Source organism: Streptomyces sp. DS1-CR2 (assembly GCF_055760475.1).
Genome location: NZ_CM147085.1, coordinates 8984330 through 8997596, shown reverse-complemented (window position 1 = coordinate 8997596; position 13267 = coordinate 8984330). Strand labels below are relative to the sequence as shown.

Sequence of the window (13267 nt, the reverse complement as noted above, 5' to 3'; positions counted from 1 at the left end):
CACCAGACCCCTGTTCGTGCTTAAGGGCTGGCTAGTTGCTCAGTCACCACACCTGTCCGGTCTCCATGAAGCCCGCGCAGTCGCAGAGATCTACGGGCAACCGCCCTGGCGTCTCCTGTAAGCCAGCGCACGATCCGGTGTCGATGCTGGCCAGGAGTGTCAAGGTGCTACCGAGTAGGCGTGCGGCAACGGGGGGTTACTCGTATTTGTCGAAGACGCCGGACGCACTGGGTGTCTCACTCAAGTCCGGGTACCGTAGGTCGCCGGGACGGCGTACCCGGAGATCTCTGAGACCGAACAACACCTGGGACTTTTCGGGGTAGATGACATAGCGGTGCTGGGCTGAGCTGGACCTCTGGTTGAGCCAGTTCGCACTATTCGACACCGGAACGTCGTTCTTTGTTGCCATCTGCGCCCTTTTTTCGCATGGCGGGCGGAGCTCAACTCTTGACGGCTTCTGCGATCTGCAGGGCGGCCTGGGCGGGCGTGAGGTGCGTGGTGTCGACGACCTCGGCCTCGCCGTGTAGCCACGTGCGGGCCGCCTCGGCGTAGGGCTCAAGGTATTTGAGACGGAACGGGGAGTTGGGGCCAACAACAGTGTCGCCCGCGATGCGCTCGCGGAGGGCGTCCTGGTCGGCATGGAGGACGAAGTGCCGTACCGGAATGGCATGCTGGGCGAGGCCCGAGCTGATCTCGCGCCAGTACTGCTCGACCAGGACAGTCATGGGCATCACCAGAGTGCCGCCGGTGTAGTCGAGTACGCGGCGGGCGGTCTCGACTACCAGCGGCCGCCACGGCGGCCAGTGCTGGAAGTTGTCCGTCCCGGGCAGCCCCGGCGTGATGTCCATGAGTGTCTCGCCGACCTTCTCGGCGTCGAACACCCGTGAGTCCGGGATCAACTGCTGCACGAGTGCACTGGTCGTCGTCTTGCCTGCGCCGTGGGTGCCGTTGAGCCATACGATCATGGAACCCAACGCTAGCGCTGTGCGGGCCGTGGGAACGGGCGCGGCAGAAATCCGGCACGGCTTCGGCGCTTCTCAGGGTGGTGTCAACACCAGGATCAGGTGTCACCTGTCTCGAAAAGTCGCAACACCTATGACTGAGCACGATAGTTGGCACGTCCGGCCAGGTGGTGGTAGGTGAACCGTTCCGGGTTTGATCGAGACTCTAGGTTGTGACTGTGACCTGGGGTTTCGTGGTTGCTCGGTAGTAGTTGTTCTCGTATTCGACGGGTGGGATGTGCCCGATCTCACCGTGGAGTCGGCGGTGGCAGTACCAGTCGACCCACTCAGCAGTGGCCAACTCGACCTCGGACAGCGTCTTCCAAGGTCGGCGGGGCTTGATCAGCTCGGTCTTGAAGAGTCCGATCGTGGACTCCATCAGGGAGTTGTCGTACGCGTCGCCGACCGATCCGATCGACGCGGCGATGCCGGCCTTCTCGAGGTGCTCGGCAAGTGCGAACGATGTGTACTGCGACCCGGCATCGGAGTGATGTATCAACTCGCCCTTCCGATAGGAGTGTTGGTCGCGATCACGTTGCCACAGGGCCATCTCGAGAGCGTCCAGGACGAGCCGTGTCTCCTTCGAGATGGCCGCTGACCAGCCGACGATACGGCGGGAGAAGGTGTCCACGACGAACGCGACGTAGACGACGCCGGCGAACGTGGCGACGTGGGTGAAGTCGGCGACCCAGCAACGGTTCGGGGCCGGGGCGACGAAGTCACGGTCCACGAGGTCCGGGGCCCGCTCCGCGCTCACGTCGGGAATCGTGGTGATCACCCGCTTGCCGCGGACCGCGCCGGTGATCCCGAGGTCACGCATGAGGCGTTCGACGGTGCAGCGGGCCACCGCGACATCCTGGCGGTTCAGGTGCCGCCAGATCTTCCGGGCACCGTAGACACGGTAGTTGGCCTCGTACGTCTGGGTGATCAGGTCCTTCAGCTCGGCGTCGCGGAGGGTGCGGGCCGCAGGCTTGGCCTGGCGTTTGTGGTGGGCGTAGTAGGTGGACGGGGCGATCTTGCAGTCGTGGTCGGTGAGGACCCGGCAGATCGGCTCGACGCCGCCGAAGCGGCCCTTGTACTCGTCGATGAACGCTACGAGCGTGTGTGTGGCCGGTCGAGCTCGGCCGCGAAGAAAGACGCCGCAGCCTTCAAGATCTCGTTCGCCCGCTTGAGTTCGGCGATCTCCTTCTTCATCGCCTTGACCTGCGCGGACTCCTCCGTCGTAGTGCCCGGACGGGCACCTGCATCGATCTGGTCCTGCCGCACCCACTTGCGCAGCGTCTCGGTCGTGCCGATGCCCAGTTTCTGGGCGACCGCTTTCATCGCGGCCCACTCGGTTTCATACTCGGGCCGCACCTCGGCGACCATCCGCACCGCACGACGGCGCAGCTCAAGCGGGTACTGGGAAGGACGTGCCATGACTCGATCCTCTCAAACGATCGAGTCCCTACCGAACCCGGAACGGTTCAAGGTGCTCGGATCCGGCGGTGTCGGCGATCAGCCACCGTGGAGCCCCCACTCGTCGAGGCCGTCATACACGTGGGCTTCGAGCATTGAGGTGCCTCAAGGGCAACGGCCTCGCCTCGGTAGAGGGCGATCAGCGAGTCCTTGCCTCGCCACCAAATATCGGTCACACCATGTACTTCGGGCACCGGCTCGAAGCCGGCCAGATCCAATGCCTCAACGGCCTTGCCCTTGATCCCTTGTGACGGTCTTGACCCAGCGACCGGTATGGGCGGCGAGCGCCAAGGACTTCACCCATCCACCTGTGCTGGCATGCAGGGGTGCCCAGCGGTAGGCATCGATCCCGAACGCGCCGTCGGGGGCGATCATGACCGCTGAAGAGGGGTCGTACGGTGTCGACGACTTCACCCAGGAAGGCGTTGACCTTGTCGGGGATGCCCTGGAGCGCGGCCTCGCGGCCGGGGCCTGCCAGGACGGGGACGCGCTCGTTGAAGGTGTCGCCGGGCAGGTAGCCGCGGGCGAACAGGCTCAGTTCGCACCCCGTGACGAGGGCGACCTCGGCGCCGTCCCGGCGCAGCCGCTCCGCCCGCTCGGCGCAGTCGGTGAACAGGGGCAGCATCTCGGCGTCCGTCAGCTCGCAGGGGAACGGCGAGAACCAGACCTCCAGGCCCTCCTCCGCCGCGAACCGCGCCGTGGTCTCGATCCGGTCCGGGTCGCCGCCGGTGATGCGGACCGCGGTGCAGTGCAGGTCCTTCGCGACGACGCGCATGTCCCGCGCGGCGTCAAGGGAGTCGAAGACGGGGCGCGAGGTGTCGCCGTTGGGGAAGGTGCCGGTGTCGTAGTGGATGCCCTTACCGCGCAGCATGACGGGTGCCTCCGATAAGTGTCGCTGTGTGCCGTACGGCGCGATCGTCCAGGTTCCAGCCGCGTCAGAGTCAAGGCCCGAAGGTCGTCGGCCGGCATGGAAGCGGTGACTGTGCGCCCCGGGGGCGGATCCCCTTCCAGCCGGAACGACAACCGGGCCCACGAACCTGCTTATCCGGTGGGATGCGGTGGGACGACTTCATAGAGGCGCCGGTCCCGGATCAAGGCCCACAGGACGACTCTGCGACGGGCGAGGGCGATCACGGCCTGAGTGTGGCTCTTGCCCTCCGCGCGCTTGCGGTCGTAAAACGTACGGGAGTTGGGGTTGTAGCGAACGCTCGTCAGGACGGACATGCAGAAGACGCGCTGGAGCCCCCGGTGGTAGTGGCGGGGCCGGTGCAGGTTGCCGTTCCGTTTCCCGGAATCATGCGGTGCCGGAGCCAGACCGGCGAAAGCCGCGAGCCGGTCCGGGCTGGTGAAAGAAGGGAGGTCGCTACCGATCGCAGCGAGGAACTCCGCGCCCGGGAGGGGGCCAATGCCGGGCAGGCCGGCGACGACCTCGGCCAGCTCATGCGCCCGGATTCTGGCCTCGATCAGCCGGTCGACCTCGGCGATTTCCTCATTCAGAGTCCACACCTCCTCGGCGAGCGTCCGGACGAGTTGGTCGATCACAGCCTCACCGGGAACCGCGATGTGCTGCAACTCTCCACAGCGCACCTTCAACGTGAGGTTGGAAAGGCTCCTTGAGTGGCGCCCTGTTCTCCATCGCCCTAGAGTTTTCAGGCGAAGAGCCTCTCCCATCGGGGTGATAGGAACCCACATCCACACCCGGCTCCCGCACGCTTTGACGGCTGGCGAGTCCCTGTCATTCGAGCACCGACCTGTGAGACCACCTGCGAGACACCTCTTGGCGTCAATCATCGGACAAGCGACCGCGACCGGTCTTCCTTTGATCCAGAAACCGTGATCCAAAAGTCAGGTGAAGGAAATGCCGAGAAAAGCAGTGCGTATGAAATCAGGTCTCATGGGCCTCACTGTGGCTGCGGCGCTTACCATGACCTCGGTAGCTCCGGCCACTGCGAGAACCGTCGCCTGTACAGGGACCGACGTACGTTTTGTGGCCCATTTCAACATCGCCGCAGGGCAAAGGCCGGAGAACATAACGCTGGATCCCAATGACGGCGCGAACATCACCTTCGCCTACAACCGCCAGGTCGCCCACGTCTCTTCGAATGGGCAGGTACGCATCCTTGCGACCATGCCGGCGCCCCCGGCAGGTGCGGTCACGCCCGCACTCAAGAGGGCATTCCTCGGCGGAATCTCCAGGGCTCAGGACGGCACTTTGTACTTCGTCTATTCCACGGGCACCGCCAGACTGACAGGCCTCTATCGCCTGCCTCCCGGGGGTAGCCCGCATCGCATAGCCCCGCTGCCGGCGAACAGCCTCCTCAACGGCATGGCCTTGGACATGCACAGCGGCCTGCTGTATATAGCGGATTCGGTTCGCGGCGTGGTCTGGCGCGTGCCCACCACCGGAGGGGCCCCCACCCAATGGGCCACCTCACCCGCGCTGGCGTCGACCGGGTTCCTGGGAGCCAATGGTCTCAAACTCCACTCCGGCGCCGTATGGGTGAGCAATCTCGACAAGGGCACCGTCCTGCGCGTCCCGATCACACGTCACGGCACCGCGGGAACTGTGCACACCATGGCTACCGGAGTCCCCAACATCGACGATTTCGCATTCACCGGACATGGCGACAACCTGCTGGCGGCCATCGACAAGAACAACACGGTCCTGCTTGTCAGGCCCAACGGCACCCACACCCCCGTGCTCACCGGGGCCGACGGAGTGCAGAACCCCACCTCCGTCGCGGTGCGCGGCTCAACGGCGTATGTCACCAGCGGTGCCTACTTCTCCAACAAGGACCCCAACCTCCTCGCCGCCTGCATCACTCAGGGCCGCTGACCGGCCCCCACGCGAGATCTGCCCATGGAATGAGGTCGCGTGATGAGCAAGGACCATAAAGACTCCGCCGCAGTCGGCGCTCCCGAAGAATTCGACCCCGACTCGTTCCTGCTGGTCCCTGCCAGGACGTTCGAAGACCTGCGTGTCGGCGAGGTGTTCCGTGCGCCCAGCCGCACTCTGACGGAGGCGCATGCCGCCGCGTTTCAGACAGTCTCGGCAGACAACCACCCGGTGCACTACGACGTCGAATGGGCACGCAGACACGGCCACTCGGCGCCGGTGGTACACGGCCTTCAAGTACTGGCGTTCACCGCCCCGGGCGCCACCTTGTTCCCGCATTTCATCGGGGAAGTCTTCATCAGTTTCCTGGAGTTGTCGTGCCACTTCCTGTCCGAGGTGCACTCTGGTGACACCCTGTATCCGGCTCTCGAGATCACGGGTCTGGAGTATCAGGGTGACAACGGCGTGGTCATCACAGCGGCCACCATCCACAACCAGCGTGGCGAACTGGTCCTTTCGGGACAGCACAAGTATCTGCTTCGGTGCGTGGGGTGACCCGTGTCCCTCCAACGCCGAGGCAGAGGGAGAGGCTAGTAGACCGTCGTAGCTAATTTTTGGGATAAAGGTGACGTAGTTTGGTGCGTGCGTCGTGGGTGGTGAACTGCCAGTTCACCTGGCGTTGGTCGGTGTTGGTGGCGTTCTGCCAGGCTGTGAGTTCGGTGTTGAGGATGTCGAGGTCGTTGATGCGGCGGTCGAGGCATTGGCGGGTCAGCGCGGAGAGTTCGATTTCGGCGATGTTGAGCCATGACCCGTGCTTGGGCGTGTGGTGGATCTCGAGGCGCTGGGCCAGGGCGAAGGCTTTGTCGGGGGTGAATGCCTCGTAGAGCGAGGCGATGGTGTGGGTGTTGAGGTTGTCCATCACCAGTACCACCGTGTCGGCGTCGGGGTAGTTGACGGTCAGGAGCTGCTCGACCTGGCCGGCCCAGTCGGTCCGGGTGCGCCGGGGCAGGGCCTGGACGCGGCGCCACCCGGCCAGGGGCTCGACCCAGCAGAAGATCGAGCAGGTGCCGCAGCGGATGTACTCGCTGTCCTGGCGGGCGTCGTGGCCAGGGAGGGCCGGGAGCGGGGCGCGGGCATGACCCAGGAGCTGGTAGGGCTTCTCGTCCATGCACACGACCGGACGTGCCGGGTCATGGGGGCGGGCATAGACGGCCAGTACGTCTTCCATCCGGGCCGCGAACTGCGCGTTCGCCTTCGGCGGGATGGTCCAGCACTTCTTCAGATGAGGACGCAGTTCCGTTTTTTTAAGACCCGCCCGATGGTGGAGTGATCCAGGTTCGGGATGTCCTCGACCAGCGCGACATGCTTCTCCAGCAAGCGCAGCGACCACCGGGTATAGCCCTGGGGTGGCTGTGAGCACGCCATCGCGATCAGCCGGGCTTCGACCTCACCGGTCACCGGCGAGGGCACCGGCGGCAGCTCGCGCTTCTTCCGCGTGACCGTGGCGTGAACATCGCCACCGGTCTCGGCGAACCGCTTGGCCACCAGCCGCAGTGTCTCGCCCGAGACTCCGGCCCGGGCCGCGACCGCGTCCTGCGAGCCGATCGCGCCTGCAGAGGTGTCGAGCGCGAGCAGCACCCGCGCCCTCCTGATCACCGAGGCTGGATGGATACCCGTCGTGGTTACCCGAACCAGCTCTTCACGATCAGCCGCGGTCAGCACCACCGGCCTCTTCTTCTGCGAACCCATCACCCCAACTCCCGTCCGGCAGAAGGGAAGCAACATCTGCCGGACCCCACCATCCCAACCAAACAACCCAGAACTAAGCAACGACACGCTACTAGTAGACCGTCGTAGCTAATTTTTGGGATAAAGGTGACGTAGTTTGGTGCGTGCGTCGTGGGTGGTGAACTGCCAGTTCACCTGGCGTTGGTCGGTGTTGGTGGCGTTCTGCCAGGCTGTGAGTTCGGTGTTGAGGATGTCGAGGTCGTTGATGCGGCGGTCGAGGCATTGGCGGGTCAGCGCGGAGAGTTCGATTTCGGCGATGTTGAGCCATGACCCGTGCTTGGGCGTGTGGTGGATCTCGAGGCGCTGGGCCAGGGCGAAGGCTTTGTCGGGGGTGAATGCCTCGTAGAGCGAGGCGATGGTGTGGGTGTTGAGGTTGTCCATCACCAGTACCACCGTGTCGGCGTCGGGGTAGTTGACGGTCAGGAGCTGCTCGACCTGGCCGGCCCAGTCGGTCCGGGTGCGCCGGGGCAGGGCCTGGACGCGGCGCCACCCGGCCAGGGGCTCGACCCAGCAGAAGATCGAGCAGGTGCCGCAGCGGATGTACTCGCTGTCCTGGCGGGCGTCGTGGCCAGGGAGGGCCGGGAGCGGGGCGCGGGCATGACCCAGGAGCTGGTAGGGCTTCTCGTCCATGCACACGACCGGACGTGCCGGGTCATGGGGGCGGGCATAGACGGCCAGTACGTCTTCCATCCGGGCCGCGAACTGCGCGTTCGCCTTCGGCGGGATGGTCCAGCACTTCTTCAGATGAGGACGCAGTTCCGTTTTTTTAAGACCCGCCCGATGGTGGAGTGATCCAGGTTCGGGATGTCCTCGACCAGCGCGACATGCTTCTCCAGCAAGCGCAGCGACCACCGGGTATAGCCCTGGGGTGGCTGTGAGCACGCCATCGCGATCAGCCGGGCTTCGACCTCACCGGTCACCGGCGAGGGCACCGGCGGCAGCTCGCGCTTCTTCCGCGTGACCGTGGCGTGAACATCGCCACCGGTCTCGGCGAACCGCTTGGCCACCAGCCGCAGTGTCTCGCCCGAGACTCCGGCCCGGGCCGCGACCGCGTCCTGCGAGCCGATCGCGCCTGCAGAGGTGTCGAGCGCGAGCAGCACCCGCGCCCTCCTGATCACCGAGGCTGGATGGATACCCGTCGTGGTTACCCGAACCAGCTCTTCACGATCAGCCGCGGTCAGCACCACCGGCCTCTTCTTCTGCGAACCCATCACCCCAACTCCCGTCCGGCAGAAGGGAAGCAACATCTGCCGGACCCCACCATCCCAACCAAACAACCCAGAACTAAGCAACGACACGCTACTAGCCGCCGCCACCGACAAGCTGGTGGGCGAGCTGGTGCGGGATCCCAGGCTGGTGGTTTGCGCACGCGGCCCAGCCCTTTCCTACGGCAGTGCCGCATGCCCCCAAGGTCGGCCAACCTCAAGTGCCGCCGGCCGCTCCATAGGAGGAAGGACCATGGGAACCGACAACAAGGTACTCACCGACAAGATCCTTTCCCAGTCGGTGGGAACGGCCACGATCCGCGCGCCACTGGAGTCGATCAACATCTTCGACTGGCTGCTGCACCTGCCGGACAAGGAGTACCAGCGCTGCGCACCTCCTGACCACAAAGCGGCCGGATACACAACGACCGACGATGGTCGGCCGATGTCCATCAACGTCGAGATGATCGGCACTGGTCTCGTCGTCCAGCACTACGTGGCAGAGGTCGCCCAAAAGCAGCATTGCCACATGGTCTCCACCTCCGACGTGCTCACTCCACGCGGCTGGACCACCGTTCAGGTCATCTGGAACCTGTCCGTCTAGGACAACGGCGACGGCACCCTGACCTACACCAACAGCGTCACCAGCCACCCCACATCCGCATTCATGGAGTTCAACGAAAAGAATGGCATCACCTTCAAGGAGGCAGCCGCAGCCCGACAAGCAGCCTCGAGCGACCACAACCGACGCGAAACTCCGCTTTTCGCGGCCAGTATCGAACGGCACGCCTTGGCGAAGACCCGGTCCGCGTGAATCCCTGGCCGCTGATCGCTGTCAACAGCGCCGACTCTACGGGCGGGCTGAGGCGGGTCGGCGGTCGTGAGCGCGCACGACGCCATTTTGTGCTCGTCGGTGACCTCCAAGATCCATGACCTGGGACTGGCGCCCCGGGCCTGGGAGCCCTGGATACGCCGAAGGCGTCGAGTGGTACGGGTTCGCCGTCCGGCGATCGCGGGTGGTCTCCTCGCGTACTCCGCCCGGGCGGGGCGGGTTGATGGTGGCCCAGCAGCCGGCGTGGGCGCGGATCTCGAGCAGGACCTTGTCGCAGAAGTTGCGCCAGAGGTGCCATCGGTCGCTGACCTGCGTCGCGTCGGACAGAGCGCGGCGTGGAAGGCCTGGCGGGGACGCTGCCGTGGCGATCCACGCCGCGATGGGCCGGGACGAGAGCGGGTCACGCTACGAGGTTGAGGCTGCTGTGAAGAAGGCGGTGCGGTATCCCGAGGCAAGTAGGGCGCATTTCCCGCACCGGGTCAAGGCCGGAAGCCTTCCTCCCACTTCTCGAAGAAGAACTCGTGCTTGAGGAAGGAGACGTCGTACTCGTGGCCGGCCTGCGGCGGCAGCAGCTGGGAGGCCTGGAACAGACGCCACCCGTCCTGCAGGGCGGCAAGCCCCGTCGGGTAGGGCGGCTCGTCGCTGTCACCGGTCGTCGGGCTGGTTCGGCTGGTCCCGTCGTATCTGGACCAGCCCACGACCTCGGAGTCGAGTGCCGACGTCACCAGGTAGAGGACCAGAACCTGCTGTCTCATGCATTACTCCTCAGGGCCGGCCGGTTGCTGACGCGCGTGACCCAGTACTCGACATCGAACGACTCGTCGCCAGTCAGGGCCCGCCATAGGAGGACCCGGTTGTAGATCTCCAGTCGGGCGGCGCCCTGCTCGTACCAGGGGAAGTAGGTGTCGAGTTCCGCCGTCACGGCTGGGTCGTGCAGGTCGGAGGTGTCCCAGAGCCGCACTTGCGGCACGGTCGGGTTGAGGCGGAGTTTGTACATGTAGCGGCGGCGCGCGGTGTCATTGCGACGGCCGCCGTGCCAGATCCCGTGGTGCACAAGGACGACCGTGCCCGCCGGGCAGGTCAGACGCGTCTGCCCCCTGAGGTTCTGGACGCGTCCGATGTCCGTCTCGTTGATCCGGCGCAGATGGCTTCCCGGCACACTGAGCGTGCCGCCCATCTCGGCGGTCACCTCATGCGGGTAGTACATGAGTTGGATGTCGAACGCATCCGGCCGTACGTCGATGATCGCGTCTCCGTGCAGGGGCTGTGCCTGTCCCCCGTGCGGCTCGCGCACATGCACGGCATGGTGGTCGACGGTCGGCCCAGGTCCGACCAAGCTCTGCACGGCGCCGGCGACCACCGGAAGGGCGAGCAGCTCGTGGACGAAGACGTCCTGGGCGAACGCCTCGCCCAGCGGAGTGCCGTAGGGCACCTCCGGCAGCCCCTTGGTCAAGGTCGCGATGGCCCGTCGATTGATCTCCTGCGGCACCACCGCGTCCAGGCGCAGATATCCCTGCGAGACGAAGCGCGCCACCTGAACCGATGTCAGGAGTTGCTTGCTGGTTGGCATGCGACGAACGTATGTGTCCTGTCCGGCTCAGTCGTGGGCTGAAATCGTCCACTGCTGGTAATTTTCCGTCCTCGTGAAGCTCGCAACAGTACGACTCGACGAGGCGCCCACCGTGGTCGATGCCGGCATCGGGGTACACGGCGTCTCCATCGACCACGACGTCTTCCGGCTGCCCGACCTGTGGCAGCTGCACCTCTACAACTACGAGGGTGCTCTGTCCCTCGGGCAGTCGGTTCACCCCATACGACCCGGCTACGTCAGCCTCGTGCCGCCGAACACGGAAGTGCACTTTCACTATCGGGGCAGGTCGGAGCACTTCTATGTCCATCTACGGCTGTACGACGGCGGAACCGCGAGAGTGGTCCCGGTGATGCAGGACGCCGCGGCCGAGAGCACCCGACTCGCCGAACTGCTCCGACACGCCGTGACGGCCATGCCGACTTCTCACTCGCGAGCCACCGCCGAGGTCTGGGCCGCTCTCTGGCGCGTCGCCGAGTTGCCGAGGGGCGATGGGGCCGGACGCCACCACCCCTTTGTGGCCACCGCCCAGGCCTACGTCGAGGAACACTTGGCCGGCCCACTGTCCGTACCGGACGTCGCTCGCGCCGTCGGAATCTCCCCCACACATCTGACGCGTGTGTTCCGCGCCGAAACCGGCCTCACAGTCGTGTCATACATCCGACACCGACGCCTTCAACGCGCCCGCCACCTCCTGTTGTCCTCCACCCTGTCCATCACCGCCATCGCTTCGGCAGTGGGCATCGTCGATCTCCAGGCGTTCAACAAGGCATGCCGCCGCGAACTCGGCGCGAGCCCACGCGAGGTACGCACGGGCCGGGCGCACGGGAACCGGAACGAAGACCGTCCAGCGGGCCCCTCGGCTCCGGCCCGCGTCCGCTCCGCGAAGAACGCGTGACCCTTCAGGGCCGTCGTCGGTTCCGACGAACGCTTCGGTGCCGAGGACCATCCGGCCGAACTCGCCTGTCTGGGTGCCTCGTTGGACACGCTACTGGACCGCATACGCACTGTGCTGCGGCACGAGCAGCAGCTGACCGGCGAGCTGTCCCACGAACTGCGCACCCCGCTCACCCGGATCATCATCGAGCTCGACTGGTGGAAGTCGCGCCCACGCACCGCGCCGAAACCCGCGCCACCCATGGGGTCATCGTCGAGGCCGCCCAGTCCATGCGCACCATCTGCGACACGCTTCTCAGCGACGCCCGAGACAGAGCTCAGAACACCTCGGCGGCCCCCGGCACCGCGACCGTCGTCCCCGTCCTGCACCGGCCGGTCGAGAGCTTCGACGCACGGGAGCAGGTGAAGACCTTCGTCGACGTGGCGGATCCAGGGCTGCAGGCGGGAGTCGCGCCCGCTCTCCTCGAACGCATCGTCAGCCCGCTCCTGACCCACGCGGTCCGGTTCGCCCTCTCCGCGGTGACCGTGTCCCGCGCGGCAGCTGCCCGGGAGGGTGCGTATCGACGTCACCGACGACGGGCCCGGCGTGCCGGCGATGTTCGTCGGTGACCTCTTCCAGCCCGGCCGCCGCACCGACTTGGACGACGGGCACGACGGCGCGGGCCTGGGACTGCCGCTCGCGCGGCGCCTGGCCCGCGCCGTCTGCGGCGAGGTCTCCCACGATCCCGGTTGCACCTCCGGCGCGCGCTTCCGGGGCGACCTGCCTGTCGGGTGACTGGCCTCAGTCGGCCTGCTGAGTGACCGGCTCCCGTTCCGTCGTCCGCGTTGCGGTGGTCCGGCGTTCCTGGATCTGCGCGTAGGCCACCAGACCGAGCAGGACGGCCAGGAGTACGGCCGAGGAACCGGCCGTGCCGAGGTTCAGGCCGCCCTTGGCGACCGGCTTGGTCAGGAAGTCACCCGCGGTGGCGCCCAACGGGCGGGTGAGGACGAAGGCGATCCAGAAAAGCAGCACGTTCGGCACCACCGGCACCTTCATCAGGGCGACGAGAACGGCGAGCGCCCCGCTCACGAGCAGCGCGCCTCCGGCGTAACCAAGCCCGGAGCTGTCGGACAGGAAGTCACCCAGGGACGTGCCCAGGGTGTTGGAGACGAGGATCGCCGACCAGAACAGCGCCTCGCCGCGGAAGGTGACGATGTCACGGATCTGGAAGGTCATCCCAGTGGCCTTCCAGACCGCGAAGATGACCAGCAGGATCGAGATGAGGATCGCCGCCCCGGTGGGGTAGCCGAGGCCCAGGCCCTGCGGGCCCCAGCCAAGTGAGGTGGCGTCGTCGGACAGGTACTCGGCTCCCGCGTCTCGGTTCATGAAGTCGGACATCGTGGTGCCGGCCATGCTGGTCGAAAGGATCACGGTCCAGTAGAAGAAGGGGTTGTAGCGGCTGGACCTCAGCTGCAAGACCAAGGTCACCACGAAGATCAGGAACAGCCCGATCGTGGTGAGGAAGTAGCCGAGTTTGAGGGTCTGTGCGAAGAGGTCGCCGGCCGTCTCGCCGAGAGTGGTCGCGGCGATCTTCATGATCCAGAAGGCCAGAGTGACCTCGGGAAGTTTCTTCATCACCGATTCGGTCGTGCTCGTGACGTCCAGATCAGTGAACATCTCGG

The 13267-nt window shown here is 65.8% G+C and carries 14 protein-coding genes and 3 pseudogenes; 5 read left to right on the top strand and 12 right to left on the bottom strand.

The window, feature by feature from the left end; genetic code table 11:
* Positions 1–440: 440 nt before the first annotated feature.
* From ACY0PA_RS42210 to ACY0PA_RS42195, 4 genes and pseudogenes are all read right to left on the bottom strand, one after another.
* Positions 441–965, bottom strand: a complete 525-nt coding sequence (locus ACY0PA_RS42210) for an AAA family ATPase (protein ID WP_473082611.1) — start codon at positions 963–965, stop codon at positions 441–443.
* A gap of 202 nt (positions 966–1167) precedes the next feature.
* Positions 1168–2420 (bottom strand): IS3 family transposase gene (locus ACY0PA_RS42205; RefSeq protein ID WP_473082610.1). Its coding sequence is split into 2 segments (ribosomal slippage): positions 1168–2138 and positions 2138–2420, totalling 1254 coding nucleotides; the frame shifts between segments, so codons are not numbered across the junction.
* 211 nt (positions 2421–2631) lie between these two features.
* Positions 2632–3330 (bottom strand): hypothetical protein, encoded by a 699-nt coding sequence (locus ACY0PA_RS42200; RefSeq protein WP_473082609.1) that lies wholly within the window; start codon positions 3328–3330, stop codon positions 2632–2634.
* A 170-nt stretch (positions 3331–3500) separates the two neighbouring features.
* Positions 3501–4037 (bottom strand): annotated as a pseudogene (locus ACY0PA_RS42195) (transposase); the annotation flags it as partial.
* A gap of 301 nt (positions 4038–4338) precedes the next feature.
* Between ACY0PA_RS42195 and ACY0PA_RS42190 the strand changes: the two are divergent.
* Together ACY0PA_RS42190 and ACY0PA_RS42185 are read left to right on the top strand one after the other, a co-directional pair.
* The gene (locus ACY0PA_RS42190; protein ID WP_473082608.1) at positions 4339–5295 is read left to right on the top strand and encodes an SMP-30/gluconolactonase/LRE family protein; all 957 of its coding nucleotides are present in this window, start codon (positions 4339–4341) and stop codon (positions 5293–5295) included.
* Positions 5296–5337: 42 nt separating this feature from the next.
* Positions 5338–5850: a MaoC family dehydratase gene (locus ACY0PA_RS42185; RefSeq protein WP_473082607.1), complete on the top strand. Its 513-nt coding sequence runs from the start codon at positions 5338–5340 to the stop codon at positions 5848–5850.
* Between the two features lie 52 nt (positions 5851–5902).
* On the opposite strand, the gene ACY0PA_RS42180 is transcribed toward ACY0PA_RS42185, so the two are convergent.
* The 4 genes from ACY0PA_RS42180 to ACY0PA_RS42165 all read right to left on the bottom strand — a co-directional run bounded on the left by ACY0PA_RS42180 (position 5903) and on the right by ACY0PA_RS42165 (position 8294).
* Positions 5903–6685, bottom strand: a complete 783-nt coding sequence (locus tag ACY0PA_RS42180; protein ID WP_473082046.1) for an IS630 family transposase — start codon at positions 6683–6685, stop codon at positions 5903–5905.
* A complete protein-coding gene (locus tag ACY0PA_RS42175; RefSeq protein ID WP_331719947.1) occupies positions 6574–7044 on the bottom strand; it encodes a helix-turn-helix domain-containing protein in 471 nt (156 codons plus the stop codon). Before ACY0PA_RS42175 ends, ACY0PA_RS42180 begins: the two co-directional genes overlap by 112 nt.
* 108 nt (positions 7045–7152) lie before the next feature.
* Positions 7153–7935: an IS630 family transposase gene (locus tag ACY0PA_RS42170; protein WP_473082046.1), complete on the bottom strand. Its 783-nt coding sequence runs from the start codon at positions 7933–7935 to the stop codon at positions 7153–7155.
* On the bottom strand, positions 7824–8294 hold the full coding sequence (locus tag ACY0PA_RS42165; protein WP_331719947.1) for a helix-turn-helix domain-containing protein: 471 nt from the start codon (positions 8292–8294) through the stop codon (positions 7824–7826). Before ACY0PA_RS42165 ends, ACY0PA_RS42170 begins: the two co-directional genes overlap by 112 nt.
* Positions 8295–8541: 247 nt before the next feature.
* Here ACY0PA_RS42165 and ACY0PA_RS42160 point away from each other — a divergent pair, with 247 nt between their 5' ends.
* The gene (locus tag ACY0PA_RS42160) at positions 8542–8892 is read left to right on the top strand and encodes a hypothetical protein (RefSeq protein ID WP_473082606.1); all 351 of its coding nucleotides are present in this window, start codon (positions 8542–8544) and stop codon (positions 8890–8892) included.
* Between the two features lie 402 nt (positions 8893–9294).
* Here the strand turns inward: ACY0PA_RS42160 and ACY0PA_RS42155 are convergent.
* From ACY0PA_RS42155 to ACY0PA_RS42145, 3 genes and pseudogenes are all read right to left on the bottom strand, one after another.
* Positions 9295–9456 (bottom strand): annotated as a pseudogene (locus ACY0PA_RS42155) (ISL3 family transposase); the annotation flags it as partial.
* A gap of 143 nt (positions 9457–9599) precedes the next feature.
* Positions 9600–9875 (bottom strand): hypothetical protein, encoded by a 276-nt coding sequence (locus ACY0PA_RS42150; RefSeq protein WP_473082605.1) that lies wholly within the window; start codon positions 9873–9875, stop codon positions 9600–9602.
* On the bottom strand, positions 9872–10690 hold the full coding sequence (locus tag ACY0PA_RS42145; RefSeq protein ID WP_473082604.1) for a phytanoyl-CoA dioxygenase family protein: 819 nt from the start codon (positions 10688–10690) through the stop codon (positions 9872–9874). Before ACY0PA_RS42145 ends, ACY0PA_RS42150 begins: the two co-directional genes overlap by 4 nt.
* 73 nt (positions 10691–10763) lie before the next feature.
* On the opposite strand from ACY0PA_RS42145, the gene ACY0PA_RS42140 reads away from it, so the two are divergent.
* Positions 10764–11606 carry a helix-turn-helix domain-containing protein gene (locus tag ACY0PA_RS42140; protein WP_473082603.1) on the top strand — a complete coding sequence of 281 codons (843 nt, stop codon included), beginning with the start codon at positions 10764–10766 and terminating at the stop codon, positions 11604–11606.
* A 9-nt stretch (positions 11607–11615) separates the two neighbouring features.
* A pseudogene (locus tag ACY0PA_RS42135) lies at positions 11616–12380 on the top strand (sensor histidine kinase); the annotation flags it as partial.
* A 6-nt stretch (positions 12381–12386) separates the two neighbouring features.
* Here the strand turns inward: ACY0PA_RS42135 and ACY0PA_RS42130 are convergent.
* The gene (locus tag ACY0PA_RS42130) at positions 12387–13262 is read right to left on the bottom strand and encodes a COG4705 family protein (protein ID WP_473082602.1); all 876 of its coding nucleotides are present in this window, start codon (positions 13260–13262) and stop codon (positions 12387–12389) included.
* Positions 13263–13267 lie beyond the last annotated feature (5 nt).

Bases quoted from the DNA above. Each gene is read 5' to 3' on its own strand.
- ACY0PA_RS42200 (WP_473082609.1), bottom strand. From the start codon at position 3,330: ATGCTGCGCGGTAAGGGCATCCACTACGACACCGGCACCTTCCCCAAC.
- ACY0PA_RS42145 (WP_473082604.1), bottom strand. From the start codon at position 10,690: ATGCCAACCAGCAAGCAACTCCTGACATCGGTTCAGGTGGCGCGCTTC.
- ACY0PA_RS42160 (WP_473082606.1), top strand. From the start codon at position 8,542: ATGGGAACCGACAACAAGGTACTCACCGACAAGATCCTTTCCCAGTCG.
- ACY0PA_RS42165 (WP_331719947.1), bottom strand. From the start codon at position 8,294: ATGGGTTCGCAGAAGAAGAGGCCGGTGGTGCTGACCGCGGCTGATCGT.
- ACY0PA_RS42175 (WP_331719947.1), bottom strand. From the start codon at position 7,044: ATGGGTTCGCAGAAGAAGAGGCCGGTGGTGCTGACCGCGGCTGATCGT.
- ACY0PA_RS42150 (WP_473082605.1), bottom strand. From the start codon at position 9,875: ATGAGACAGCAGGTTCTGGTCCTCTACCTGGTGACGTCGGCACTCGAC.
- ACY0PA_RS42190 (WP_473082608.1), top strand. From the start codon at position 4,339: ATGAAATCAGGTCTCATGGGCCTCACTGTGGCTGCGGCGCTTACCATG.
- ACY0PA_RS42130 (WP_473082602.1), bottom strand. From the start codon at position 13,262: ATGTTCACTGATCTGGACGTCACGAGCACGACCGAATCGGTGATGAAG.
- ACY0PA_RS42210 (WP_473082611.1), bottom strand. From the start codon at position 965: ATGATCGTATGGCTCAACGGCACCCACGGCGCAGGCAAGACGACGACC.
- ACY0PA_RS42185 (WP_473082607.1), top strand. From the start codon at position 5,338: ATGAGCAAGGACCATAAAGACTCCGCCGCAGTCGGCGCTCCCGAAGAA.